20 protein-coding genes and 1 pseudogene are annotated in these 25,624 nt (G+C 57.9%); 14 read left to right on the top strand and 7 right to left on the bottom strand.

Features of this window, described 5'->3' with window-relative positions:
* Positions 1-109: 109 nt before the first annotated feature.
* A complete protein-coding gene (locus ACTG1P_RS03245; RefSeq protein WP_440000475.1) occupies positions 110-1,495 on the bottom strand; it encodes an L-serine ammonia-lyase in 1,386 nt (461 codons plus the stop codon).
* 154 nt (positions 1,496-1,649) lie between these two features.
* Positions 1,650-1,934, bottom strand: coding sequence for a pyrimidine/purine nucleoside phosphorylase (locus tag ACTG1P_RS03240; protein ID WP_005336842.1), 285 nt, complete (start codon positions 1,932-1,934; stop codon positions 1,650-1,652).
* A 270-nt stretch (positions 1,935-2,204) separates the two neighbouring features.
* On the opposite strand from ACTG1P_RS03240, the gene ACTG1P_RS03235 reads away from it, so the two are divergent.
* The gene (locus ACTG1P_RS03235; RefSeq protein WP_005352303.1) at positions 2,205-3,446 is read left to right on the top strand and encodes a dicarboxylate/amino acid:cation symporter; all 1,242 of its coding nucleotides are present in this window, start codon (positions 2,205-2,207) and stop codon (positions 3,444-3,446) included.
* A gap of 1,626 nt (positions 3,447-5,072) precedes the next feature.
* Here the strand turns inward: ACTG1P_RS03235 and pfkA are convergent.
* The 3 genes from pfkA to elyC form a co-directional block, all read right to left on the bottom strand.
* A complete protein-coding gene (gene pfkA / locus ACTG1P_RS03230) occupies positions 5,073-6,044 on the bottom strand; it encodes a 6-phosphofructokinase (RefSeq protein WP_005336840.1) in 972 nt (323 codons plus the stop codon).
* 149 nt (positions 6,045-6,193) lie between these two features.
* Positions 6,194-6,949, bottom strand: a complete 756-nt coding sequence (tpiA, locus tag ACTG1P_RS03225; protein WP_120414341.1) for a triose-phosphate isomerase — start codon at positions 6,947-6,949, stop codon at positions 6,194-6,196.
* A 135-nt stretch (positions 6,950-7,084) separates the two neighbouring features.
* Positions 7,085-7,855, bottom strand: a complete 771-nt coding sequence (gene elyC, locus ACTG1P_RS03220; protein WP_440000474.1) for an envelope biogenesis factor ElyC — start codon at positions 7,853-7,855, stop codon at positions 7,085-7,087.
* Between the two features lie 101 nt (positions 7,856-7,956).
* Here elyC and cmoM point away from each other — a divergent pair, with 101 nt between their 5' ends.
* From cmoM to ACTG1P_RS03175, 9 genes and pseudogenes are all read left to right on the top strand, one after another.
* The gene (cmoM, locus tag ACTG1P_RS03215) at positions 7,957-8,733 is read left to right on the top strand and encodes a tRNA uridine 5-oxyacetic acid(34) methyltransferase CmoM (RefSeq protein WP_234924213.1); all 777 of its coding nucleotides are present in this window, start codon (positions 7,957-7,959) and stop codon (positions 8,731-8,733) included.
* 100 nt (positions 8,734-8,833) lie between these two features.
* The gene (gene mukF / locus ACTG1P_RS03210) at positions 8,834-10,168 is read left to right on the top strand and encodes a chromosome partition protein MukF (RefSeq protein ID WP_064335976.1); all 1,335 of its coding nucleotides are present in this window, start codon (positions 8,834-8,836) and stop codon (positions 10,166-10,168) included.
* Positions 10,149-10,868, top strand: coding sequence for a chromosome partition protein MukE (gene mukE / locus ACTG1P_RS03205; protein ID WP_005345759.1), 720 nt, complete (start codon positions 10,149-10,151; stop codon positions 10,866-10,868). The genes mukF and mukE overlap by 20 nt, the downstream gene beginning before the upstream one ends.
* Before the next feature lie 3 nt (positions 10,869-10,871).
* The gene (mukB, locus tag ACTG1P_RS03200; protein ID WP_440000473.1) at positions 10,872-15,299 is read left to right on the top strand and encodes a chromosome partition protein MukB; all 4,428 of its coding nucleotides are present in this window, start codon (positions 10,872-10,874) and stop codon (positions 15,297-15,299) included.
* Between the two features lie 238 nt (positions 15,300-15,537).
* On the top strand, positions 15,538-15,924 hold the full coding sequence (locus ACTG1P_RS03195) for a septal ring lytic transglycosylase RlpA family protein (RefSeq protein WP_440000472.1): 387 nt from the start codon (positions 15,538-15,540) through the stop codon (positions 15,922-15,924).
* A gap of 139 nt (positions 15,925-16,063) precedes the next feature.
* On the top strand, positions 16,064-16,375 hold the full coding sequence (locus tag ACTG1P_RS03190; protein ID WP_440002279.1) for a putative quinol monooxygenase: 312 nt from the start codon (positions 16,064-16,066) through the stop codon (positions 16,373-16,375).
* Positions 16,376-16,681: 306 nt separating this feature from the next.
* Positions 16,682-17,164, top strand: a complete 483-nt coding sequence (locus tag ACTG1P_RS03185) for a GNAT family N-acetyltransferase (RefSeq protein WP_440000471.1) — start codon at positions 16,682-16,684, stop codon at positions 17,162-17,164.
* A pseudogene (locus tag ACTG1P_RS03180) lies at positions 17,164-17,253 on the top strand (peptide deformylase); the annotation flags it as partial. The gene ACTG1P_RS03185 and the pseudogene ACTG1P_RS03180, both read left to right, overlap by 1 nt.
* Before the next feature lie 30 nt (positions 17,254-17,283).
* Entirely contained in the window at positions 17,284-18,114 is an 831-nt protein-coding gene (locus ACTG1P_RS03175) for a hypothetical protein (RefSeq protein WP_440002278.1), read from the top strand.
* 79 nt (positions 18,115-18,193) lie between these two features.
* Here the strand turns inward: ACTG1P_RS03175 and ACTG1P_RS03170 are convergent, their stop codons facing one another.
* Both ACTG1P_RS03170 and ACTG1P_RS03165 read right to left on the bottom strand, forming a co-directional pair.
* Positions 18,194-18,397 (bottom strand): hypothetical protein, encoded by a 204-nt coding sequence (locus tag ACTG1P_RS03170; protein WP_167556490.1) that lies wholly within the window; start codon positions 18,395-18,397, stop codon positions 18,194-18,196.
* Positions 18,398-18,878: 481 nt separating this feature from the next.
* Positions 18,879-20,120, bottom strand: coding sequence for an esterase/lipase family protein (locus ACTG1P_RS03165; RefSeq protein WP_440000470.1), 1,242 nt, complete (start codon positions 20,118-20,120; stop codon positions 18,879-18,881).
* 211 nt (positions 20,121-20,331) lie between these two features.
* On the opposite strand from ACTG1P_RS03165, the gene ACTG1P_RS03160 reads away from it, so the two are divergent.
* The 4 genes from ACTG1P_RS03160 to ACTG1P_RS03145 all read left to right on the top strand — a co-directional run bounded on the left by ACTG1P_RS03160 (position 20,332) and on the right by ACTG1P_RS03145 (position 25,590).
* Positions 20,332-21,330, top strand: a complete 999-nt coding sequence (locus ACTG1P_RS03160) for a Wadjet anti-phage system protein JetD domain-containing protein (RefSeq protein ID WP_440000469.1) — start codon at positions 20,332-20,334, stop codon at positions 21,328-21,330.
* A 373-nt stretch (positions 21,331-21,703) separates the two neighbouring features.
* On the top strand, positions 21,704-22,891 hold the full coding sequence (gene ygeW / locus ACTG1P_RS03155) for a knotted carbamoyltransferase YgeW (protein WP_440000468.1): 1,188 nt from the start codon (positions 21,704-21,706) through the stop codon (positions 22,889-22,891).
* Positions 22,892-23,033: 142 nt separating this feature from the next.
* Positions 23,034-24,233: a diaminopropionate ammonia-lyase gene (dpaL, locus tag ACTG1P_RS03150; RefSeq protein WP_440000467.1), complete on the top strand. Its 1,200-nt coding sequence runs from the start codon at positions 23,034-23,036 to the stop codon at positions 24,231-24,233.
* 139 nt (positions 24,234-24,372) lie between these two features.
* Positions 24,373-25,590, top strand: a complete 1,218-nt coding sequence (locus tag ACTG1P_RS03145; RefSeq protein ID WP_040070003.1) for a YgeY family selenium metabolism-linked hydrolase — start codon at positions 24,373-24,375, stop codon at positions 25,588-25,590.
* Positions 25,591-25,624 lie beyond the last annotated feature (34 nt).

Genomic DNA, 25,624 nt, shown 5'->3' with positions numbered 1-25,624 from the left:
GCGAGTATAAAATTTATTTTGGTGCTTATCCATTTTGTTAAGCGTTTGCCCATAAAAATACCCGGCGATGCCGGGCATTTCGGAACCAAATGGAGTCAATTGCCGTTTTTTAACATTCGGTAATGTTAACGGCGAGGCCGCCTCGAGCCGTCTCCTTGTACTTGGTCTTCATGTCGTTGCCGGTCTCCCACATGGTTTTGATCACCTTGTCGAGCGACACCTTGTGCTCACCGGTGCCGCGCAGGGCAAGACGGGCGGCATTGATCGCTTTCACTGCGCCCATGGCGTTGCGCTCGATGCAGGGCACCTGTACCAGCCCGCCAATGGGATCGCAGGTGAGCCCGAGATTGTGCTCCATGCCGATCTCGGCGGCGTTCTCCACCATGGCCGGACTGCCACCCAAGAGTTCGGTCAGCGCGCCGGCCGCCATGGAGCAGGCCACGCCCACTTCACCCTGACACCCCACTTCCGCTCCCGACAGGGAGGCGTTCTTCTTATATAAGATACCGATGGCGGCGGCGGTGAGGAAGTAGCGGATCAGCGTCTCGTCATCCACCTTGTGAACGAAGCGATCGTAGTAGTGCAGCACGGCGGGGATGATGCCCGCAGCGCCATTGGTGGGGGCGGTGACCACCCTGCCACCGGCGGCGTTCTCTTCGTTGACCGCCAGCGCAAAGAGATCGACCCACTCCATCACCATCAGCGGATCCTTGTTGAAGTTGGTCTCGCAGCTTAACTGGCGGAACAGCCCCGGGGCGCGGCGCCGAACCTTGAGGCCGCCCGGCAGCACCCCTTCGCTTTTGCAGCCTCGCTCGACACAGCCCTGCATCGCCTGCCAGATCTTGCGCAGCCCCGCTTTTATCTGCTCATCGCTGCGAAATACCCGCTCATTGGCGAGGATAAGCCCAGAGATGGAGAGGCCGCTCTCCTGACAGTGGGCCAGCAACTGGGCGCCGCTGTCGAACGGGTAGGGGACAGGGTGTTCGGCATCAGACTTGGCGGCCTCTTCTTTGGCCGTGGCAAAGTGGCTCTCTTCAATGATGAAGCCGCCCCCGATGGAGTAGTAGGTCTGGCTGAAGCGCAGGTTTTCCTCTTTATCAAAGGCCCGCAGAGTCATGCCATTGGTGTGGGCCGGCAGGGTTTTGCGGCGGTTGAAGATGATGGCACCGGTGCGTGGAAAATGGCTTGGTTGTTCGCCTGCCAGCTGCAGGCTCTGTTCCTTTTCCACTCGAGCCAGAATGGCGGGAATCGCATCGATATCGACCGATTCCGGTTCAAAGCCCGACAACCCCAGAATGATCGCCTTGCCGGTGCCGTGTCCTTTGCCGGTCTGGCCCAGCGAGCCGTAACACTCCACTTCGACCCGCGTGACCTGTGGCAGATGGCCTTGCAGCTTGAGCTGCTGAACGAAGACATAGGAGGCACGCATGGGGCCGACGGTATGGGAAGAGGAGGGGCCAATTCCGATGGAAAACAGGTCAAACACGCTGATCATGACATCAATCCGGTGATGGTTTATGTCTGTTTATTCTAGGATTTTTGCCATGGATAGGAAGCGGGGATGTGCGGTGCTGTGACATGGACACAGATAATAGGGCTGGGGATCGCCCAAGAAGGTTGAAGGGGCTGATCCCCTTCAACCGGCCTGATCAGTCGAGAAATTCGCACAGGTAGGCTGTGGGGGTTTTCACTTCCAGTTTGAAGGAGGAGTGACCGGCCACCAGGAAGGATTCACCCTGGCTGTAGGTGTGCCACTCATCTTCATCAGCCAGCTGGATGGTGAGGGCGCCCTTGATCACCGTCATCCGCTCGGGGGCGGCGGTGTTGAACAGGTAGTCACCGGCGTTCATCACCCCGACGGTTGATTTCTCGCCTTTTTGTTCGAAACCGATGGATTTTACATTTCCGTCGAAATACTCGTTAACTTTCAGCATCTTTACATCCCTGTGTGTACGTTTGTGCAGCCAAACTAGCACAATCTTTTGCCAGTTGTCATGGGGGATGAGGTAAAAATCGCCGAGACCGCTTTGAATCTTTACTTTTTCGCAAACTTATTAATAGCCAAGGTTAATGATTTGCTGATTTAAAACAGCAATTAAATGTGAGATAACACGCGCAAACAGGGGAATGGGCAGCCGCTCATTCCCCTGTTTGGTTAATTGCACTGGGAAAAGTGTGAATTTTGCTACATAAAGGAACATATTATGTTAACTAAAGGACTCATTAAAAACATCGGCTTCCAGGTTGTGGTCGCCATGGTACTGGGCGCAGTGGTCGGCGCGTTCATGGGTGAACAAGCCACCGTGTTTGCACCGCTCGGTACCCTGTTTATCCAGCTGATCAAGATGCTGGTGATCCCGCTGGTGGCGGTTGCCATCCTCTCCGGCGCCGCCAATCTGGGCGCCAGCCCGGCTGCGGGCAAGATCGGTGCGGCTACGCTGGCCTTCTTCCTCGTGACCTCAGCGTTGGCCGTGTTGCTGGCGCTGGTGATGGGGCAGATCTTCAAACCGGGTGTCGGGGTCGATTTCGCTTCCGTCGCCTCCATGTTTGGCGGTGACTATGCCGATAAAGGGGCGTTGCCGGATGCAGTCGCCACCTTGCTTGGGATGATCCCCACCAACGTCTTCAACTCCCTCAACGAGGCTAACATCCTGCAGATCCTGGTATTCTGCATGTTCCTCGGCATTGCGCTGGCCAAACAACCGCGCGAGCGGGCCAAGCCACTGGTCGATGGGCTCAATACCCTGGTGGATGCCTTCGTCTGGATGATCAACAAGGTGATGATCATCGCGCCGCTCGGGGTGTTCGGTCTGATGGCGGAAGCCATCGGTACCTATGGCTTCGATGTGCTGACCCTGGTACTCAAGCTGTTCGTGGTCTATGTGGCTGCCATCCTCATCTTCGGCTTCGTGGTCTATCCGCTGCTGGTGATGATGTTCTCCAACACGCCGGTGATGAAGTACCTCTCTGCCATGAAGAAGCCGCAGATCGTGGCCTTCTCCACCGCCTCTTCCATGGCGACCCTGCCGGTCAATATGGAGACCTGCGAGCATGATCTGAAAGTGACCAACGCGACCGCCTCCTTCGTGTTGCCGCTGGGTGCCACCATCAACATGAGTGGCAATGCCATCTATTACGGTCTGGTCGCCATCTTCTTCGCGCAGGTTTACAACATCGATTTGAGCGTCGGTGCCTGGGCGGCCATCATTGTGACCTCCACTCTGGGCGCGATCGGTCAGGCCGGTGTGCCGGGCCCAAGCTTCCTGGTGGTTGCCGTGCTGCTGGCGGCCGGGATCCCCATCGAAGGATTGCCGCTGCTGTTTGCGCTGGATCGACTGTTTGACATGATCCGCACCTCCCTCAATATCACCGGCGATGCGGCCTGTGCTGTCATTGTTGACCGCTTCAGCCCGGAATATGACCCACAGCGCTGGAACAAGGCATAATTGCTTTGAGCTGGACTGAGATATAACAGCCCTAAGCTGACACTGCGTTACGCGAGCCCCTGCCATGATGGCGGGGGCTTTTTTATATCTGCCGGACAAGTATCAGAGCAAAGGTGTACACAAGAGATTGCTGACGGATTTAGCTGTGTTGAATGGAAAGTACAGGAGGGGAAAACATCAGTTGTGGGCATGGGCCTTGTGACGGATGGCTGCCTGTTGTAGATGCTGGGGTAGGGGATTGTCAAACGACGGGTAACAAAAAGGGGAGCCTTGCTCCCCTCGGATATGATTTGCTGCTGGTTCTATTCCATCAGGCCATATGGTTAAACCATCCTGGTTACACCCTTGTGGCGAAAGAAACAGCGTCAACGTGATGAAATCATATCTATGTTGACCATCTCGGCATTATTACTGAAAAGCGCCAGTTGGTGGCGATTAAACAGACATGGCAAAGAGAGTCGGTCCGGATTGATGCCTCTCTATCCGGCTCAGAACTGTGACAGTGAGGGCAGAGAGACAGCAACCAGGGTGAAAAACACCGTGAAAACGGCAGTAACGACAAACTCTTTCATTTTTCTCTCCCTAAGTTGTTGGTTGATGTGGTCAAGATACCATAACAAGGGGGTAAAACAAGGGTAAAGTTTGTAAAATGGCGGCTTTTATCGATGTGGTGATTGAGGTTGTTATTTTTTACATATTGAGGTTATTTTGTCGCCCGTTTCGACTTGCCACCCATTGAAGATCAATGCCATATAGTTAATTTTTTTAAATTCAATACCTTATGTGTTTGCTTGTTGGTTTTTTGGTGGGCTTCATATGGGGTTTTAATAGGGCTTTATAAGTTATCCCTCTCATAATGGCGTCATTGAAGCCATGAAAGGTGTGCAAGAACATCGTTTGACGATTCCTGACGTAGATAGTCCATCCAAAAGAAGTCTATGGAGACAATCTGGTTGCCAGCCCTTGTCGCACCATCACTTTATCAGTCTGGAGTCTCCGAATTTTTACAGCAATACACTGGGTTGATAGGGAGTAGAGCGGTGCATCGGGGGGATACAGAGTGGCAGCTGGCTGTTTTATCACCGCCAATTTTCCCGTCGGCCTCGTAATAGACATGGCCGCAGCAATAGTGAGGTGGGCAATAGGCCAGAGGCGTATTCTCTGGCTGGGCTGGGCTGGGCTGGGCTGGGCTGGGCTGGGCTGAGCTGGGCGCGAGCAGCGTAGCCGGTGCATCTGCGTGAGTCATGTGAGTGCAATACGAGAACTGCGCCGGAGTATGGTTGGGGAAGATATCTGAATCCCTTCTGCAAGATTGAGATATAAAAAGCGGCGTATGACGAGGAGGCTGAACAAGCTCGTTTCAGGGTCGACAGAGCACAAGTCAACGCAATCCGGCTCGCAGTGATAAAACATCCACGACAATACCGGAACTCTGTTCGTAGGCTGAAGCCGGTTGCTGTGAGTAGAGGAAGGCTGGTGATCAGTCAGATGGCGCAAGGGTTGGTAATCAGGCAACCCGTATGGTGAGGGCCACACAGCGTGCCGATGCCCCCGTTTTTGTAAGATATTAAAAAACCCTCCGATGGAGGGTTTTTGTCATCAACAGCCGGTAAAAAGCCGAGAGGCTTAGAACAGTGTGGTGGAGAGGTTGTAAAGCTCCTGATCGAACGGACGCTTCATATTCTCGATGCAGTCGATGATGTCGTGGTGTACCAGCTCGTTGCGCTGGATACCGACGCAGCGACCACCGTGACCAGCCAGCAGCTGCTCAACGGCATAAGCACCCATACGGCTGGACATGATGCGGTCACGGGCAGTCGGGGCACCGCCACGCTGGATGTGGCCGAGGATGGTGGCGCGAGTTTCACGACCGGTCAGGGCTTCGATGTCCTTGGCCAGCGCGTTCACGTCGGTAACGTGCTCGCAGATGGTGATGATGGCGTGCTTCTTGCCCTTGGCTTCGCCTTCCTTGATCTGCTTGAGCAGCTTCTCTTTGTCGAAGGCTACTTCCGGCACGATCACATATTCGGCACCACCGGCAACGGCGGCGGACATGGCCAGATCGCCACAGTGGCGGCCCATGATCTCGACCACGGAGATACGGTGGTGGGAGCTGCAGGTGTCGCGCAGACGGTCGATGGCGTCAACCACCACGTTCAGAGCGGTATCAAAACCGATGGTGAAGTCGGTACCGGCGATGTCGTTGTCGATGGTGCCCGGCAGGCCGATGCAGGGGAAACCCTCTTCGGTCAGCTTCTTGGCACCCATGTAGGAGCCGTCACCACCGATGACGACTAGCGCATCGATACCGTGCTTTTTCAGGTTTTCGATCGCTTCGGCACGCACTGCGGGGTCTTTGAAAGCAGGGAAACGGGCAGAACCCAAGAAAGTACCACCACGGTTCACCACATCGGAGACGCTGTGACGCTCCAGCTTGACGATGCGATCCTGGTGCAGACCGAGGTAGCCATCATAAATACCGTAAACTTCCAGGCCATGATGCAAACCGGCGCGAACCACGGCGCGAATGGCTGCGTTCATACCGGGTGCGTCGCCACCACTGGTCAAAACACCAATACGTTTGATTTGTTTGGTCATGAGTGCCTCTGGATCTGAGTTGTCGAATACGAATGTTTAAATAGACAAGCCACTTTTACTATATCGGCTTTCCTATGGGATGCGGGGGCCGCCATAGGAAAAGCGATACAAGAGAGGGGACGAGCCCCTCTCTTTGCCGTAATCAGCGATTACTTGGCAGCGCCAGCGATGATCTGGGAGAAGTCGTCCACTTTCAGGGACGCACCACCGACCAGGCCACCGTCGATGTCCGGCTGACCGAACAGGTCGGCTGCAGTGGCACCAGTGACGGAACCGCCGTACAGGATCTGTACTTTGGCAGCAACGGCGGCATCAAAACCGGCCAGGTACTGACGGATGTGAGCGTGAACGGACTGAGCGATTTCCGGAGTGGCAGTCTTGCCAGTACCGATGGCCCATACCGGCTCGTAAGCGATAACGGCGTTGTTGAAGGAGGCGATGCCGCAACGGTCGATAACGGCTTTCAGCTGGGTCTCAACCACGTTTTTGGTCACGCCGGCTTCGAACTGCTCCAGAGTTTCACCGATGCACAGAACCGGGATCAGGCCGCCTTTCTGGATCGCTTCGTACTTGGCAGCAACCACGTCGTCACTCTCTGCGTGCAGGGTACGACGCTCGCTGTGGCCGACCAGAGAGTAGGTGCAACCAAAGGCTTTCAGCATGGAGGGGGCGTTTTCGCCGGTGAAGGCACCAGACTCGTGAACGTCAGCGTTCTGGGCACCATAGGCAATCTTGCTGCCAGCGGTCAGTTGCTCAACCAGACCCAAAAAGATAACCGGCGGGCAGACGGCGACTTGCACAGAAGGATGAGCGGCAGCAGCCGGGGTCAGTCCTTTGATCAGAGCTTCGACAGAAGCTTTGGTGCCGTTCAGTTTCCAGTTACCCATTACCAGGTGCTGTCTCATCTTGTATATCTCCTAGGCATTTGATTGCGCGACATTATATGAATTGAACCGAGCCCAAGATAGCTGACCCGGCGGCAAATGACGTAATTTTTTTTCGCTTTCCTGATCCAAATCAGGAATGAAAGGCTTGATCGCTCATTCGTTAACCTGCCCCCGCAAGCGAGCCCACCATACCCCAATCCATTCGTGGATGGCAGCTTCGGAATACATCAGATAACGCCCTTTGGGTAAATAACTGTAGAGCGGTTGGGCCACCTGGCTCTGCTTGGCGGTGTAATCGGTGGGGGCCGGCACGGCGTTGAGTCCCTGACCCAGATAGAGGGCCATGGCGCGCGGCAGGTGGGTGGCAGAACTGACCAGCGCAACCTCTTTTCCCTTGAGGTGACGGCTGATACTGACCGCCTCATCATGCGTGTCTTTGTTGTTTTCAAACAACGTCATCCGCGAACGGGGTATGCCGAGGCTCTCGGCCATCCGGGCATTGACCTCGGCATTGGAGAGGGTATCCCCTGCAACATAGCCGGAGAAAACCAGCTCGGCTTCGGGATAGGCTTGGGCAAGGCGAACCCCCTCCAGAGTCCGTGCCAGCGAGATGTTGTTCTGCCAACTGCGCATCGGTACCGCCGGATCGCTGACATGGCCGTTGCCGAGCACCACGATGGCGTCGATTTTTGGATGCTGGCTCACCTCGAACGGCGGGAAGGTCTGCTCCAGCCCGCGGGCCAGTTCATAGCTCACCGGTCGCATTCCCAGCAGGGCGACCAGCAGCAGCGAGAGAGTCGCCAGCAGCTTGCCGGTTTTCTGAAAACGGGTGAACCAGAGCAGCAGCAGGGCGACCAGCAGCAGGGAGAGGGAGAAGGGGAGCGGCATCAGCAGCTGACCCAGCCACTTTTTGAGCACAAACACGGCAGACACTTCCTTGAGTTTTCAGCAAATTCGGGATGTGACAGAATACCCCTCTTTTTTGGGATGGCCACAACCCTGTGGCGCTAATGTTGAGTTTCTCCTTGAAGCACGATCAGAGTTTTGACGGGCGCGCCGACAAGTTCGCCCGCAACATTTACGACTCCACCAAGGGGCGCATCCGCACCACCATTGTCTGGAGCGACATCGAAGCCTGCCTGGCCCGCCTTGGCAACCGACCGCTGCGCATCCTCGATGCGGGGGGCGGTTTTGGCTATTTCGCCCAGAAGCTGGCGGCCATGGGTCATCAGGTGGAGCTGTGCGATCTGTCAGCAGAAATGCTGGAACTGGCCCGCAGCCAGATCGCCGAGAAGGGGCTGGAAGACAAAATCCGTCTCATCCATTGCCCCATTCAGGATCTGAAGCAACACGTGACAGGTACCTTTGATCTGGTGCTCTGCCATGCGGTGCTGGAGTGGCTTGCCGAGCCGCGCCAGACCTTGCTGGGTCTGTTCCCTTTCGTCAATGCCGGGGGCATACTGTCGCTGCTTTTCTACAACCGTCATGGTTTGCTGTTCCAGAGCCTGGTGGTGGGCAATTTTGACTATGTGCGACTTGGTCTTCGCAAGAAGCGTCAGACAGCGCTTACGCCCACCAATCCCCAGCTGCCGGAGCAGGTCTATGACTGGATTGGTCGCGGGGGGCTGCGCATCATCGGCAAGACCGGGGTGCGGGTGATCCACGACTATATGCGTCACAAGCAGGATCAGATGGAGAAGTTCGACGATCTGCTGGCCATGGAGCAGCAATATTGCCGTCAGGAGCCTTTTGTCTCCCTCGGCCGCTATATCCATGTGATGGCCCAGAAGCCGGCCAGCTGATTGCTCGCTGTTCACTTCAATGTGAACCATGTTTTCGATGCTACCGGATGTAGCCGCGCGCACGATTTTGCGCCCAATACAACAACGAGATGACAACATCATGATGAGTACATCCCGTACCCTGCCAGAGCGTTCTTTGCCGGAGCTAGTAGGGTGGGTCAGGCAGGAGGGGTTGGCGTTGAGCCTGCCGACCGACCGGCTGGCCTTTCTGATTGCAATCAAGACGCTGTCCGAAGATGAGTCGGACTTGTCGGAAGCGGCGCTGCACGACGCCTTTGGCTATGTCAGCAGCGCTTTCGGCCAGATGGACGAGACCCTCACCGGTCGCGCCAACAATGCCATCAACGATCTCATTCGCCAGCAACTGCTGTCGCGCTTTAACACCGACATGGTAGCGGGGGAGAGCCTCTACCGCCTGTCGCGCCTGGGGGTGAGCATCGTCGACTTCTTTATGGATCAGCGTCAGGTTGACTCCATCAAGCTCTCCATCCTGCTCGAACATCTGGCTTCCGAGCTCGACACCGCCCGCAAGGCGGCACTCGAGACCAACACCCGCGAGCAGTGGGATGCGGAGGTGCTGCCGCGCCTCACCTTCTCGCTGGAAGAGACCCTGGGTCGGATCGATCTCACCCAGCGCGCCATGGATGAGCAGCAGAATCAGGTCAAGAGCGAGATTGCGGCCCTGTTGACCCAGAACTGGGTCGATGCCATTCACAGTTGCGAAAAGCTGCTGCACGAGACCGGCCAGACCCTGCGCGAGCTGCAAGATACCCTGGACGCTGCCGGCCACCGCCTGCAGGCGGGGCTGCTCAATATTCAGGAAGCGGCGCAGGGGCGCGATGACCTGTTTCACGTCGAGGAGCTGACCCATGCCTTGCAGGGGCGTCTTGACGTCATCACCAGCTGGGGTCAGCAGTGCATCGAGCTCTGGTCCCGCTACGACAGACACGTCCACAAATTTATCCGCAACGCCATCGACATGGACAAGAACCGCGCCTTCAGCCAGCGGCTGCGCGAGTCTATCCGCAACTTCGAGCAGCACAACTGGCAGTTGCGGGTGGCCGAAGAGCCCCGTCTGCTGGAGCTGCGCGACGAAACCATCGCCATCCACGACGAGGAGGTGACCGGCGAGGTGCCCCTCGAGATGGAGTACGTCGAGATGGTGGACATCAACCAGGAGCTGGCCGAGCGCATCGAGCGTTATCTGGCCCGCTACCCCGAGCAGGGCCAGCAGCTGGATCTGGCCGATGTGCTGCGGGAATACCTGCTGGATTACCCGGCTCATGCCCACTTCGATGTGGCGCGTCTTCTGATCGACCAGGCCGTGCGCCTGGGCCATGCCAGCGGCGAGCGCGAACTGCATCGCCAACCCGCATGGAAACCCATTAACCAAGCTGGATCCAAGGTTCAGGCCTATGTCATTGATCAATACTGAGTTTCCCTTGCCGCTGCGCCTTGCAGAGGCGATTGCCAACCCCTTGTTTCCGCGCATCGACACCGCCTTGCGCTCCGGTCGCCACATTAGTGCCGACGAGTTCGAGCAGCATTCGGCGCTGGTCGAATATCACAGCGAGCTGGAGATCTTCTACGGCCGCTATCAGGTGGAGCTGATCAAGGCGCCGGAAGGCTTCTTCTACCTGCGTCCGCGCCCGAGCTCCGACATCGGCACCACTGTGCTCTCCGAGCTCGATATGCTGGTGGGCAAGGTGCTCTGCTACCTCTACCTGAGCCCGGATCGTCTGGCCTCGGAAGGGGTATTCGCCATGGCCGAGCTGCAGGAGGAGGTGCTGAGCCTCGCCGACGAGAAGCAGCTGCTGCGGATGGTCAACAGCCGCTCCGGCGGTACCGATCTCGACAAGAAGAAGTTGCTCGAAAAGATCCGTACCTCCATGCGCCGTCTGCGCCGCCTTGGCATGATCACCGCCCTTGGCAATGGGGATAAATTCCGGGTCAACGAATCGGTGTTCCGTTTCGCCGCTGACGTGCGCTCCGATGAAGATCCGCGCGCCGTTCAACTGCGGATGATCCAGGAGGGTGAAGCCATCTTCCACGACGACGAAATGCCGAGCAGCGACTCGCTCTTTGATGACATCGAGGCGGATCTCGATGAAGAACAACTGGATCTGGAGGTATAACCGGTGCGAGGCAAGTTCAAATCCCTGACCATGGTCAACTGGAACGGCTTCTTTGCCCGGACCTTCGATCTTGACCAGCTGGTCACTACCCTTTCCGGCGGCAACGGCGCGGGCAAGTCCACCACCATGGCGGCCTTTATCGCGGCGCTCATCCCCGACCAGTCACTGCTTCACTTCCGCAATACCACGGAAGCGGGCTCCAGCAGCGCCTCCCGTGACAAGGGGCTCTACGGCAAGCTGCAGCGCGGCCACTGCTATTCCCTGCTGGAAGTGATGAACAGCCGCGAGCAGCGGATCTGGGTCGGCGTCCACCTCGAGCAGGTGGCCAACCGTGACAACAAGGTCAACATCACCCCGTTTGCGCTGGTGGATGTGCCGGAGAATCTGGCACCGACCGATCTGCTGCTGGAGAAGCTCGATGGCGGCAAGGGGCGGGTACGCGCCTTTACCGATCTGAAAGGGGCGGCCGCCGAGCTGGGGGCGCTGAAAGTCGCCAAATTCAATACGGTGACCGACTATCACAACTTCATGTTTGAGTTCGGCATCACCCCGAAGAAACTGCGTGATCAAAAAGATCGCGGCAAGTTCTATCGTCTGATCGAAGCTTCCCTCTACGGCGGCATCTCCTCGTCCATCAGCCGTTCCCTGCGCGAATACCTGCTGCCGGAGAACTCCGGGGTGCGCAAGGCGTTTGCAGACATGGAGGCGGCCATCTATGAAAACCGTCGCACGCTGGAGGCCATCAAGGAGACCCAGGGTCAGCGGGATCTGTTCAAGAACCTGATCACCGAGACCACCCACTATGTGGCCGCGGACTATGTGCGCAACGCCGCCGAGAAGAGCCGTCTCTCCGAGCTGGCCCTCAAGGCTCGCCAGGAGCTGGCCGACAAGCGCCGCATTCTGGCCGAAGAGAAGCAGCGCGCCATCTATCTGGCCGATGAGGTGGAGCAGCTCACCAACCGCGAAAAATTGCTGACCGACGAGCTGGAGTCTGCCTCCGAGCATCTGGCCAAGGTGATGGCGGCTGTCAGTTTGCAGAAGAAGATCGAGATGTACCGCGCCGATCTGGCGGATCTCTCTGACAAACTCGAACAGCAGCAGGCGGTAGTGGAAGAGATCCACGGCCAGCTGCTGGAAGTGGAAGAGCGCAAGGAGCTGGCACAGGCAGAAGTCGACAGCCTCAAGACCCAGCTGGCCGACTACCAGCAGGCGCTCGATATCCAGCAGACCCGCGCCATCCAGTACCGTCAGGCGGTGCAGGCGCTGGAGGCTGCCCGCGAGCAGTGCGAGCTGCCGGGGCTGACCGCCGAACAGGCGAGCGACACCCTGCATCAGTTCCGCGCAGCCGAGCAGAGCCTCACCAGCCGGGTGCTGGGGGCCGAGCAGCAATTGGCGCTGGCCAAGGCAGCGGTAGCCGAGCACGAAGCGGCGCTGGCGCTGCTGCTCAGCATCGCTCCGGAAACAGTGCGCGAGGCCGCCTGGCCCACTGCGCAGGCGCTGCTCAAGCGTCACATCGAAGACAAGGCCCGTATTGCCCAGGGGCAGGGGCTGCGCGCCGCGCTGGCTCGCCTCGAGAAAGAGAGCGAAAGCCAGAAGAGTCTCTTCAAGCTGCGTGACGAGCTGCAGCAGGCCTCTGGCCAGCATATCGCCAGCAGCGATGAGTTGGAGATCTTCCTCGAAGCCCAGCGCACTCGTCAGGAGGAGCTCTCCGAGCAGCAGGCGGAGGTGAACCAGCGCCGCGCCAGCCTCGAGCATCAGGGTACCCAGCTGGGTCGCGATATTGCGGAGCTCACCAAGCTGGCGCCGCGCTGGCTGAAATCGTTCGAGAAGCTCGAGCAGTTGCGCGAGCAGAGCGGTCTGCCGCTCGTTACAGCCGAAGAGCTTTCGGCCGGTATGCAGACAGTGCTCGACAAGGAGCGGGAGTTCGAGCAGGAGAGCAACCGCATCGCTGCGCAGAAACAGGCGCTGGAGCTGCAAATTCGCAACCTGCAGCTGGGTGCTGGCGAGGCGGATCCCCGTCTTGCCCGCATCGCCGAGCAGGTGGGGGGCGTGCTGCTCTCCGACGTCTATGACGACATCTCCATCGATGATGCCCCTTACTACTCCGCGCTTTACGGCCCGGCTCGCAGCGCCCTAGTGGTGCTCGACCTTGAGGGTGCCATCGAGCGGCTGAAAAAGCTGGAAGATTGCCCGGAAGATATCTACCTGATTCAGGGCAACCCCGACTCCTTTGACGAGGATCTGGTGGAAGCGGATGAGCTGGGGGACGCCGTGCTGGTGCGCACCAGCAAGCGTCAGGTGCGCTTCTCCCGCTACCCCGAGCTGCCGCTGTTTGGTCGCGCCGCCCGGGAAAAGCGGATCGAGCAGCTCGACCTTGAGCGTGAAGGGCTCATCGAGGGTTACGCCAAGGCGGCCTTCGAGCAGCAGAAGTACCACCGTCTCTACGGTCACTTCCGCGACTTTATCGGTCAGCATCTGGATATCGCCTTCCGCCCCGACCCCGAAGCCGAAGTGCAAGCCAAACAGGCCGAACTGCGCGCGCTGCAAGGGGCCATCGGCGAGTGCGACAAGCAGCTGAGTGATGCCAAAGCGGCGGCCGCCCAGCTGACTCGCCATATCCAGCTGGTGCAAGGCATGCTGCCCTTTGCCCACCTGTTTGCCGAGACAGAGCTGGCGGCTCGCCTCGAGGCGGCTCACGCCGATGTGGAAGCGCTGAAACAGGCCGAAGCCTTTATCGTCAAACACGGCAAGTCGCTGGATAAACTGGAAACCATGGTGCAGGTACTGCGTCAGGATCCGCAGGATCTGGCTGCACTGCAGGCAGCTTACGATGAGGTGAGCGGTCTGCTGGCCGAGCAGAAACGCCGTTGCTACGCCCTCGATCAGCTGGTGGCCCGTCTGCCGCACTTTGCCTATCAGGATGCGCAAGACCTGCTGGGCAAGGCGTCCGAGATGAGCGAGCGACTCAAAGAGAAGCTCAAGGCGGCCGAGCTGGCTGCCCGCACCGCCGGCGAGCAGCACAAGCAGATTGCCCAGCGCCACACCGAGGCGTTGCAGCTGCGCACCGCGCTCAACTCCAGCGTCGAGGCCAAGCGCCAGACCCTGACCGAATTCGAGCAGGAGCTGGCGGCCATGGGGCTGACCCTCTCTGACGACATGGAAGAGAAGGCGCGCGCCCACAAGAAAGAGATTGAAGAGCTGCTGATCCGCACCCGTTCCCGTCGCACCAGCGCCGAGGCCCAGTTGCAGGTCACCAAGCGCGAGATCGAATCCCTCGGCGGCCGTCTCAAGCTGGAAGGCAAGGATTACTACAACGCTCGTAAATCCCTGGTGGGTCACAAGGCGAGCTGGTCGCGGGTGGTGCGGCTGGCGCGGGAGACCGACGTCGAGAAGCGCCTCAACAAGCGCGAGCTGGCGTACCTTGACAGCGACGAGCTGCGCTCCATGTCGGACAAGGCCCTCGGCGCCCTGCGGGTGGCGGTGGCCCACGACGAGGCCCTGCGCGATGCGCTGCGTCTCTCTGAGGGCAACCGCAGCACCGAGCAGAAGGTCGCTTTCTACGTGCAGGTCTACCGTTACCTCAAGGATCGCATCCGCAACGACATCATCCGCTCCGATGATCCGGTGGAAGCGATCGAGGAGATGGAGATCGAGCTAGCCCGTCTCGCCGACGAGCTCAAGCAGCGGGAAACCCATCTGTCGCTCTCCTCCCACGAGGTGGCGGCCAAGATCACCAACATCATCCGCCGCGAGCAGAACCGCATCCGGGTGCTCAACCAGGGCTTGCAGAACATCGCCTTCGGTCTGGTGCGCGGGGTGCGCCTCAACGTCAATATTCGCGAGGCCCACACCCGACTGCTGACGGCGCTGGCCGATCAAACTGCCATGCACAACGATCTGTTCGCCGACAAGGAGCTCAGCTTCTCCGAGGCGATGGCCAAGCTGTTCCAGCGCCTCAATCCGCAGATCGAGCAGGGAGATCGCAGCTATCAGGTGATGGGCGACGTGCTGCTCGACTATCGCAACTATCTGGAGCTGGAGATCGAGGTGCAGCGCGGCGCCGATGGCTGGCTGCGGGCCGAGAGCGGCGCGCTCTCTACCGGTGAGGCGATCGGTACCGGCCAGGCCATCCTCTTGATGGTACTGATCAGCTGGGAGGAGGAGTCCCGCCGTCTGCGCGGCAAGGATATCGCCCCCTGCCGTCTGTTGTTCCTCGACGAAGCGGCCCGTCTGGATGGCAAATCCATCGCCACCCTGTTCGAGCTGTGCGAGCGGCAGGATATGCAGCTGCTTATCGCGGCGCCGGAGAACATCAGCCCGGAGAAGGGCACCACCTACAAGCTCATCCGCAAGGTGCAGGGCAAGCACGAGCACGTGCATGTGGTGGGTCTGCGCGGCTTCGGCTTTGCCGACGACAAGCTGATCGCCTGACTCTGATGCGCAAATAGCTGGAGAAAAGGGAGGCATTCGCCTCCCTTTTTATTGGAAAAATATGGCAAAGTAGCCGCACCGTCGCTGCTGCCTGACAACAAGGCGAGTTACATGGTGAGTGCCTTGGAGCTATGGCAAGGTGAGAGCTCCCGCCTGAAAGTGTGTCGCCAGCGTCACCGGCCGCATCGAAGAAGAAAAATTGCGCATAGCGAAAAGAAGAAGAGAGGAGAGGGGAAAGGTGCAATATATCCAGAAAGGGCTGCTGTTATCTCTTTGCCTGCTGCTGGCCGCCTGTAGCAGCCGCTATGACGAGAGCCACGGCGGCAGCTGGCGCGGCTATAGCGAGACCGGCTACGCCAGCTATTATGCCGACCGTTATCACGGTAAAAAGACCGCCAGCGGCGAGCTCTATCGCAACAACCTCAATAGCGCCGCCCATATGGAATTGCCCTTTGGCTCCATGGTGCGGGTTACCAATCTCGCCAACGGCAAGAGCGTAGTGGTCAAGGTCAATGATCGCGGCGCCTTTAAAAGCGGGCGCATTATCGATCTCTCCAAATCTGCCTTTAGTACCATCGGCAATATTCGTGACGGGATTATCAAAGTAAAAATAGAGGTGCTCTAGCAGTCCACTTGTTCAGTGGCGTGAACAGAGTGTCCGTTCTGTATGGCTATATCCTGCAAGTCTGCCCTCTTACACTGCTCCGTATCCAAGAGGTACACCCAATCGAAATACTTGAATGATTGATCTGATAACGGAGCAGATGAAGATGAATGAAGAGAAACTGGTGTCCATCGCAGTGCTTAAAGCTAGAGCCGGTATGAGGGAGCAGCTGTGCCGGGAGTTGATCAAGCTTATTGAGCCTACTCGGCACGAACCGGGTAACTTGGACTATGTGCTGTTTGAATTGCGGGATGAGCCAGGCACCTTTTACATGCGTGAGGCATTCGTCAGCCAAGCTGCGTTGGATAGCCATTGTCAGACTGACTATTTTCAGGCCTTTGCCGCTCAGGCTGAGTCTCTACTTGCAGAGCCACTGCAGCTTATTTTCCTGGATGAGGTCAGCTACTCTTAATCCATTCGGGCCAGAGGGCCCGATTTTTTATTCATATCTCAAGTGCGAGAAAAGATGCGTTTCAAGCAAGTTATCACGCCAGTCTTTTGCCAGCCTGCATCTACTAATCCTCTGATTTTTAATCACTCTCTCCTGTTTATATCCAAGATGTTTTCATCTTCCTGTTAACGGATGAGGTATCCAAATGAGAATTTAATTTGGACTCAAGTTCAGTGGTAGTGGTATAACCTGCTATCGCAGGAAGGCATACCAAAAGATGGTGCTGACCATCAGCGCGTCGATATGAGGTAGGCAGGGAGGACGATAATGGGTATTGAGCTTGTAGATGTGCCGCAAAGTGAATTTGAGCAGGTCTTTACTGCCGTCAAAGAGGGAATATTTCCCTATGTTGAGGCGCTCTTTGGCTGGGATGACCAATTTCAACGCGAGCGACTAACCAGCTCATATCTGCCGCAATGGTTTTCGTGGATCCTGCATGGGGGAGAACGCATTGGTCTGTTATGTAGCAAGCCATATGAGGATGCCCAGCATGTCCATCTGCTGATCATTTTCCCTCAGTATCAGGGGCGGCAGCTTGGTGCTGCCGTGATGGAACGGCTTCATCAGGAGGCTGAGCGTGAGGGGAAATGCCGGGTCACTTTGTCCAGCTTCACAGAGAACCATGGGGCGATACGGTTTTATGAGCGCCTTGGTTACAACGTGGTCGAAGAGGATCAGGCGTTTGTCTCCATGTCCCGGCCGTTGGGCTGTGACCTCGGATTGAAAAAAGTGGTTAATGGAGAGTTGTGATGGCGATTTTGAATATTTTGACGGCTCCCGATCCCAGGTTGAGGCTCAAGGCCGAGCGAGTAGAGGATATTGCTGCCATGCAAGGTTTGAAGAATTCATTTGGACATATCGCAAGCAAAATGGGCGCTGCTAAATGGGGGGTCAGGAGGTCATTGACTTGCGGCGCTAAAACGGAGCGGAAACGTTATGGATTATGGGCTGTATTGCTGCTGGGATCATTATTGGGATCGCTCTCGGTATCTGCCGATGAGGAGCAGCTGCCGGCCGAATATCGCCCCTTTGTGCAGCAGTTGGTCGATGCGGCAGAAGCCCAGGATCATCAGGCCCTTGCCAACCAGATGAAGTACCCCTTCAAGCAGGAGTATCCCATTCCCGCCATCAAAACCCCGGCGGAGATGCTGACCCGTTTTGACGAGGTATTTGATGACGCCATTTTAAAAAGCATCGCTACCTCCCGGGTCGGGCAGGATTGGCAGACCATGGGCTGGCGCGGCATTATGCTGGGCAGTGGCGAGGTATGGATGGATTTTGATGGCAAGGTCATCGGTATCAATCATCAGACGGCGCAGGCCGTCAAATTGAAAGCCGAGCTTATCGCCAGGCAGAAGAGCGGTCTGCATCCCAGTGTGCAGGAGTACAAAAGCCCCGAGCTGATGTGGCAGACCGAGAAATTTACCATCCGTATCGACGAGCTGGACGATGGCCACTATCGCTACGCCTCTTGGGCCAAGGGCAAGACGCTCGCCGACAAGCCGGATCTGGTGCTGAAAAATGGCACCGTCAGGGTGGAAGGGACGGGGGGCAATCATACCTATCTCTTCACGAGCGGCCCCTATCGCTACGAGTGTGTCGTCACCGTATTGGGTGAGCGAGGCGTGCCACCGGGTGAGCTGGTGGTCTATAAAAAAGACGTCGAGATAGTGCACCAACCGGTGATCAAGGTGCTGTGACGCCAACGTCATATCACGACTTATCAAAGAGCGGCCAGGTGCCGCTCTTTTGCTTTCGAAAATAGAGAGATGAGCGTCGCTAGCTTTGCGGCACCCTGACCCCTTTATCGAGATAGAGGCTGCTGTAGTGGGCGCGGTGGGTGACAAACATCACCTGATGGCGGCTGCCGTCGGAGAGGATAATAAAATCCCCCGCCTGAGCGGGGCTCTGCAAGGTGATCTCCTGCTCGGGGGCGGTCAGGCGGTCGACATCATCCTTGAAGGTGAGGGTGTAAGAGAACATATGGCGCTCCACTGCTGGCTCATATCAAACACTCCGTTGAAGGTAGTTGCTGGCATGGGCGCGCGCGGCGCCCGATTGGCGCTGTTAGACCAAATAGCGGTGATGAGAACGTGCGTGGTTTCTGCCGGGTTGTTCTGCTGAGGTGCGCTTGAGGCGTTTACATCAAGGCCATCGGTATCAAAGCGATGGTAAAGGGGCGAAAATTGGGATAAAAAAACCGCCAGTTGGCGGTTTCTCTTATGCGATGGGGCCTACTTCAGGGCCTTCTTCAGCTTCTTGATCTTGCCTTCATGCTTGGCAATCTTCTCAAGGCGTGCGGCGATCTTCTTCTTGATTTCTTTCTTGCTTGCTTTAGCCATCTTTGGCGCTCCTTTGCAGTGGTGACACACGAGGTGTCAGTGTGGGTCTCTTCCTTCGACGTCCCAGAGTGCCACATGGCCACCCTGTAAACCAGCACTCCGTCGCTTTAATAGCCAGCTCGCTATGGCAGCAAGGGGCTGAGCCAGCGCAGTAGTTGCTGGCCAACCTGCGGGCTGCCGAGCAGGGCCATATGGCTGGTGCGATAGACAATCAGGGTATGGGCGGGAATAAAGGCCAGCTGATGGCGCGCTTCGTTGTGCTGGCCGAGGGCGCTGCGCAGGGGCACCAGTCCATCGCCAATCAGCCGATCAGCCAGCAGGCTGCGCTTGGCGGCAGTGGTCGCGGCAATGGCATAGCAGTTGACGCCACCGGGCAAGGGGAGTGGGACGCGGGGATCGCGCAAGGGCGCGGCGGGGTCGGGTTGGGCCACTTCATTGACCACCTTGCCGTGGCGTAGATCCCTGATTCCTGCACTGCGCAGCCGTGCCAGCCTGACGAAGGGTTCGCTGTAGGCTGTGGCGGGCAGCAACTGCTCCAGCCAGTGTCCGGCGTGTTCGAGCGGCGCGCCGTGGTGTGGCGTGCCAATAAAGATCATATTGGCAAGGTGCACAGGCCAGGTGAGCCCGGCCACGCCGGCATGGTGGCAGGCGCTACGGGCAACCAGCCCCCCCATGCTGTAGCCCATTATCGTTATCTCTTTGAGCTCTCCCGGCCAGTGGGCGAGCAGTTGCTCCAGCAGCAGGGCCAGCGTCTGTCCGTTTTGTGCAATGGGTAAGCCCGAGTTGTAGCGCAGGTAAAGAGGCTGATAGCCAAGCGCGGCGGCAAGCTGCTCCCCGTGATTGACCGGTTTGCCTTGATGCTCGGTCTGCCACTGCAGATCGTTCATGCAGAGACCATGGACCATCAACAGCACCCGTCCCTCGTGTAGTAGATCCTCCGATATCGCTTGCCAATCGAGGGGCTTGCCCTGATAGCGCAGTGTCATGGGGGTGGCGAGGGCATTGTGGTGTTCGACCAGCTTGTCTCCCAACACGCCGTTGAGCGTGGCGATCAGGGCCGCACGTTTCGGGGTTTCGGGGATCTGGTGGGGCTGCGGAGTGGCTGGTAGCCGGCTAAGCAGTTCGTTGATGCCGCTGCCGAGGGTATTGGCCGCGCCGTGAACCCCCTTGTAGACCAGCCCGGTGAGCCCGGATGTCTTCCCCTCATCCCGCCCCTTGATCCCCATACCGCTTAGCACTGCCTGATGTACCGCTTCGGTGATCTCTACCGCGGCAGGCAGCGCCAGGGTCAGCAGTTGCGCCAGCTCGCGGATATCAGAAAGATGCCAGGAAGAGGATGGCGAGGGGTCTGTGGCGTCGGTCATGGCAAGCCCTTGTGAAAGCGGGTGTCGCGTTGTCGTGCCGCGAAGAGCGCAGCGTATCTCTATATCAAACCAGCTTGCGCCCTTTGTAGCGGGTTTACCAGTACGGGCCATGCATGGCGGGGCTGATAAGGACCGCTTGCGAAGCCGATCACGGTAATGACAGGGAAAATCACCTCTACTTCGTCATATGAAGCTACATAGAGAGGTAAGGATGTCGCTGTTTGATGAGGTGCAGGTACAGGATTTGTGTGCACGGTTGCTCGATAGCCAGACCGGAAAGGGCTGCTCCCTTGAGAGTCGGCATGGCCGCGAGTTGAAGGAGTTGCTGCAGGCGGTGGGCGGAGTCGAGTCAGTTGGGCGCAGTTCCCGTCATATATTGACCGAAGCGGGGCGGACTTATCTGACTGGACAACTGGCACGGGCTGCGCCCCCCGAACCGGACAAGGGGGAGCAGCTGCAACGAATGGGAGTGAGTTTGCCTGCACGGCTCAATCAGGCCTGCTTTTATGCCCTCTGGCATGGGGACAGCAAGCATCCGCGGTCAGCATCCCTTGCCGCGCCACAGCTTGCGAACTTGTCGCTAACTCAAGATGAGATAATCCGCATCCGTACCCTCGAACCGCTCTCGCTGGTCGATCGGCACGGTCAGCAGCACGATATGACTGCAATGATGGCGTTGTTGGGAGAGTTGGCGTTGCCGGAGCGGACTCTGGGCACGCTGGCGGCCATCGGCTGGCAAGGTGATCGCGTCATTACGGTGGAGAACAAGGGGGCCTTTGTCGACTACCCGCTGCAACCCGGGCAACTGCTGCTCTTTGCTCCCGGTCGCAATACCACCCTGGCCAAACAGCTGATCCCGCTGCTGCCTGCGGGCGTGCAGTGGGCCCATTTCGGCGATCTCGATCAACGAGGTATCGATATTGCCATCGAGTTGGCGCGTGAGCTGCAGCGTCCTGCCATGCTCTGGCTCCCCAGTGAGCTGCAGCCTTATCTGGATCACTACGCCTGTCCGGTACGCACCTTTGCGAAGGACAGTGGCAAGGTGCCCTGGCGTGTGACGAAGCAGGCTGATCAGGACGATGGTCATGGTACGCCGGCAGGCGTTCCCTGGCTCGATGAACTGGTGACGAAGGGAGCTTGGCTGGAACAGGAGGTGTTGATCCTGGCTGAGCACTGGCAGTGCTGGCCATTGGCCATCGCGGACAGTTGAATGCAAAAGGGGCATTATCATAATGATAACGGCCAGACCGGTTATATCATTTCAGCCCCTGAGACTGGCCTTTGATGATAATTCTCACCGACACCGAGATATCGCCTCTGATTATTATCACCTTGCTATTTTATGGCCTAGCTGATCCGCGCACCTTTTTATGGATTAAATCGCTGAAATAGCCGCTGATTTTGTGGGTGGCATCACACACTTTTGCCATTTATTAATATCTGCCTGCATTTTATTGGTTTGGCATGGTTATTGATTGCCTCATATCGACGCTAACCGACGCGCTCACCCACAACCGGGATGCTGGTGACATCGTGAGTGAAAGGGGAGCTATCCATATCTCATCCAATGATTGGGGCGAACGATGAAAGCAGTTAACGAATTAATCAAAGAGATCAGAGCACTCAAATCCAACCTGCATGAAAAAGATTTTCTGCTGACCTGGGAGCAAACTCCTCAGGAGCTGGAGCTGGTATTGAAACTGGCCGAATCCCTCAAGACCCTGCGCGCCGAAAATATCTCTACCAAACTGTTTAATAGCGGGCTCGGTATCTCGGTTTTCCGCGATAACTCCACCCGAACCCGCTTCTCTTATGCCTCTGCACTGAACCTGCTCGGTCTGGCCCAGCAGGATCTGGATGAGGGCAAATCCCAGATCGCCCACGGTGAAACCGTCCGTGAAACCGCCAATATGATCTCCTTCTGCGCCGATGCCATCGGTATCCGCGATGACATGTATCTGGGGGCCGGTAACGCCTATATGCGTGAAGTGGGCGCCGCACTGGATGAAGGGTTCGAGAAGGGGGTGCTGCCCCAGCGTCCGGCACTGGTCAACCTGCAGTGCGACATTGATCACCCGACCCAGTCAATGGCTGATCTGGCCTGGTTGCAGGAGCACTTCGGCAGCCTCGAAAACCTCAAGGGCAAGAAGATTGCGATGACCTGGGCCTACTCCCCGAGCTACGGCAAGCCGCTCTCCGTACCGCAGGGCATCATCGGCCTGATGACCCGCTTTGGTATGGATGTGACCCTGGCCCACCCAGAAGGGTATGACCTGATCCCGGACGTGATCGAAGTGGCCAAGGAGAATGCCAAGGCATCCGGCGGCAGCTTCCGTCAGGTCACCTCCATGGAAGAGGCCTTCAAGGACGCAGATATCGTCTATCCCAAGTCCTGGGCTCCCTACAAGGTGATGGAGCAGCGTACCGAACTGCTGCGTGCCAACGACCACGCCGGTCTCAAAGAGCTGGAGAAACACTGCCTTGAGCAGAACGCCAAGCACAAGGATTGGCACTGCACCGAAGAGATGATGAAGCTCACCAAGGGTGGCGAAGCGCTCTATATGCACTGCCTGCCGGCCGATATTTCCGGTGTCTCCTGCAAGGAAGGGGAAGTGACCGAAGGGGTATTCGAGAAATACCGTATCGCCACTTACAAAGAGGCGAGCTGGAAGCCCTATATTATCGCCGCCATGATCATGGCCCGTAAATTCTCCGCCCCGGCAGAAACCCTGGAGAATCTGATTAAAGAGGCGCAAAAGCGGGTGAAATAAATAACGGCAGGGCAGGGCAGGGTGAATAATCATCCTGCCCACGCTGTCGAACACATTATTTCGAGTTTTCTCCCCGTGGTATCTGAATAACGGATCTCCCGGCGAGGCAGCTCTTTGTCAGGTAACGCCTAGTGAGGTAAGCATGTCCCAATTTTCGCTGAAGATGGATATTGCCGATAACCGCTTTTTTACCGCCGAGCCATCACCGCTGTTTTCCCGTGTTGAAGCACAAAAGGCTCGCGCTTTTCATAAAAAACTGGCCGGTTATGAGCCGACCCCCCTGTGCGACCTGAAAGATCTGGCCGCCTATATCGGGGTGAAAAATATATTGGTCAAGGACGAGTCAAAGCGTTTTGGCCTCAATGCCTTCAAGATGCTCGGTGGCGTTTATGCCATCGCCAACCTGCTCTGTGAAAAATACGGGGTGGCCATCGAGGATTTCTCCTTCGATCTCATCAAACGCACCATCAAGGAGCCGATGACCTTCGCCACCACCACAGATGGCAACCATGGTCGCGGCGTTGCCTGGGCCGCCAAGCAGGTGGGTCAGCATGCGGTGGTCTACATGCCCAAGGGCTCTGCCCAGGAGCGGGTGGATCACATCCTCAACCTCGGTGCCGAGTGCATCGTCACCGACATGAACTACGACGACACCGTGCGCCTCACCATGAAGATGGCCGAAGAGCGCGGCTGGCACATAGTGCAAGACACCGCCTGGGAGGGTTACACCAAGATCCCGACCTGGATCATGCAGGGTTACTCCACTCTGGCCGACGAAGCGGTCGAGCAGATGCAGGCCATGGGCATCAAGCAGCCCACCCACGTGCTGCTGCAAGCCGGGGTCGGGGCGCTGGCGGGCGGGGTGCTCGGTTATCTGGTGGACTGCTTCGGGGCGAAAAACCTGCACAGCATAGTGGTCGAGCCGGATCAGGCCGACTGCATCTACCGCTCCGGTGTGGCGGGGGAGATGGTCAACGTGGGGGGCGACATGCGCACCATCATGGCCGGTCTCGCCTGTGGCGAACCCAATCCGCTCGGCTGGCCGCTGCTCAGGGGCTGCACCACCCAGTTTATCTCCTGCCACGACAAGGTGTCGGCACTGGGTATGCGGGTGCTCGGCAACCCTCTTGGCAATGACCCCCGCATCATCTCCGGTGAGTCCGGTTCGGTCGGTACCGGTGTGCTGGCGGCGGTGCGTCACCACCCGGATCGTGCGGCGCTGATGGCTCGCCTCGGGCTGGATAGCAACTCGGTGGTACTCATCATCAACACCGAAGGGGACACCGATGTGAAGCACTACCGGGAAGTGGTGTGGGAAGGCAAACATCCTGCCTGCGATTAACCCCGGCTGTGAGCAATCCCTGCGAGAGCAGAGAGACGAATTGAAGCATTGATCGCGCCTCGCCAACGGGGCGCGGTAACGGGCACAGGGCGCTGCCGACGAACAGGCCGCGCACTCTCAGTTGTTATGGAGAATCACAATGAGCAAGCAAATTCCGTTTGAAATGGTGTTGGAGAAGGCCTACCAGTACAAGGCCGAGATGAGTCAGTTCCTGCGCGACATGATCGCCATCCCGAGCGAGAGCTGCGATGAAGAGCGCGTCGTGCTGCGCATCAAGCAGGAGATGGAGAAGGTTGGCTTTGACAAGGTCGAGATCGACCCCATGGGCAACGTGCTGGGCTATATCGGCCACGGCCCGCACCTGATCGCCATGGATGCCCACATCGATACCGTGGGCGTCGGCAACATGGCCAACTGGAAGTTCGACCCCTATGAGGGGATGGAAGATCACGAGATCATCGGTGGCCGCGGCGCATCTGACCAAGAAGGCGGCATGGCCTCCATGGTCTATGCGGGCAAGATCATCAAGGATCTCGGGCTGGAAGATCAGTACACCCTGCTGGTGACCGGTACCGTACAGGAGGAGGATTGCGATGGCCTCTGCTGGCAGTACATCATCGAGCAGAGCAAGATCCGCCCCGAGTTCGTGGTCAGTACCGAACCCACCGACTGCCAGATCTACCGTGGCCAGCGTGGCCGCATGGAGATCCGCATCGATGTGCAGGGGGTCAGCTGCCACGGCTCCGCACCGGAGCGCGGTGACAACGCCATCTTCAAGATGGGCCCCATCCTTGGCGAGCTGCAGGAGCTGAGCCACAACCTCGGCAATGATGACTTCCTCGGCAAGGGCACCCTGACCGTCTCCGAGATCTTCTTCACTTCGCCGAGCCGCTGCGCCGTGGCGGATAGCTGCGCCGTCTCCATCGATCGTCGTCTGACCTGGGGCGAGACCTGGCAAGGGGCGCTCGACGAAATCCGCGCGCTGCCTGCGGTGCAAGCCGCCGGTGCCGAGGTCTCCATGTACCAGTACGACCGTCCGGCCTACACCGGTCTGGTCTACCCGACCGAGTGCTACTTCCCGACCTGGAAGGTGGAAGAGGATCACATCACCGTCAAAACCCTCTCCAAGGCTTATCGCGAGTTGTTCAACAAGGAGCCGGTAGTGGACAAGTGGACCTTCTCGACCAATGGGGTCTCCATCATGGGTCGCCACGGTATTCCGGTCATCGGTTTTGGCCCGGGTAAAGAGCCGGAGGCCCACGCCCCGAACGAGAAGACCTGGAAAGAGCATCTGGTCAAGTGCGCCGCCATGTACGCCGTGATCCCCATGCTCTATCTGGCCGAGCTGGACAAGTAAGGGGTCTGCCGGGTGGTGACTGCCATCGCCGCCC

It is taken from the genome of Aeromonas sp. 11P (assembly GCF_051920165.1).
Classification (GTDB): domain Bacteria; phylum Pseudomonadota; class Gammaproteobacteria; order Enterobacterales; family Aeromonadaceae; genus Aeromonas; species Aeromonas veronii.
Note: the sequence above shows the minus strand (reverse complement) of the source record. Positions and strands in the feature narration are given on the sequence as shown.

Excerpts from the sequence above, each read along its gene's own strand:
- ACTG1P_RS03245 (WP_440000475.1), bottom strand. The coding sequence starts at position 1,495 with ATGATCAGCGTGTTTGACCTGTTTTCCATCGGAATTGGCCCCTCCTCT.
- ACTG1P_RS03240 (WP_005336842.1), bottom strand. The coding sequence starts at position 1,934 with ATGCTGAAAGTTAACGAGTATTTCGACGGAAATGTAAAATCCATCGGT.
- ACTG1P_RS03235 (WP_005352303.1), top strand. The coding sequence starts at position 2,205 with ATGTTAACTAAAGGACTCATTAAAAACATCGGCTTCCAGGTTGTGGTC.
- pfkA (WP_005336840.1), bottom strand. The coding sequence starts at position 6,044 with ATGACCAAACAAATCAAACGTATTGGTGTTTTGACCAGTGGTGGCGAC.
- tpiA (WP_120414341.1), bottom strand. The coding sequence starts at position 6,949 with ATGAGACAGCACCTGGTAATGGGTAACTGGAAACTGAACGGCACCAAA.
- mukF (WP_064335976.1), top strand. The coding sequence starts at position 8,834 with ATGATGAGTACATCCCGTACCCTGCCAGAGCGTTCTTTGCCGGAGCTA.
- mukE (WP_005345759.1), top strand. The coding sequence starts at position 10,149 with ATGTCATTGATCAATACTGAGTTTCCCTTGCCGCTGCGCCTTGCAGAG.
- ACTG1P_RS03190 (WP_440002279.1), top strand. The coding sequence starts at position 16,064 with ATGAAGATGAATGAAGAGAAACTGGTGTCCATCGCAGTGCTTAAAGCT.
- ACTG1P_RS03185 (WP_440000471.1), top strand. The coding sequence starts at position 16,682 with ATGGGTATTGAGCTTGTAGATGTGCCGCAAAGTGAATTTGAGCAGGTC.
- ACTG1P_RS03175 (WP_440002278.1), top strand. The coding sequence starts at position 17,284 with ATGGGCGCTGCTAAATGGGGGGTCAGGAGGTCATTGACTTGCGGCGCT.
- ACTG1P_RS03170 (WP_167556490.1), bottom strand. The coding sequence starts at position 18,397 with ATGTTCTCTTACACCCTCACCTTCAAGGATGATGTCGACCGCCTGACC.
- ACTG1P_RS03165 (WP_440000470.1), bottom strand. The coding sequence starts at position 20,120 with ATGACCGACGCCACAGACCCCTCGCCATCCTCTTCCTGGCATCTTTCT.
- ACTG1P_RS03160 (WP_440000469.1), top strand. The coding sequence starts at position 20,332 with ATGTCGCTGTTTGATGAGGTGCAGGTACAGGATTTGTGTGCACGGTTG.
- ygeW (WP_440000468.1), top strand. The coding sequence starts at position 21,704 with ATGAAAGCAGTTAACGAATTAATCAAAGAGATCAGAGCACTCAAATCC.
- dpaL (WP_440000467.1), top strand. The coding sequence starts at position 23,034 with ATGTCCCAATTTTCGCTGAAGATGGATATTGCCGATAACCGCTTTTTT.
- ACTG1P_RS03145 (WP_040070003.1), top strand. The coding sequence starts at position 24,373 with ATGAGCAAGCAAATTCCGTTTGAAATGGTGTTGGAGAAGGCCTACCAG.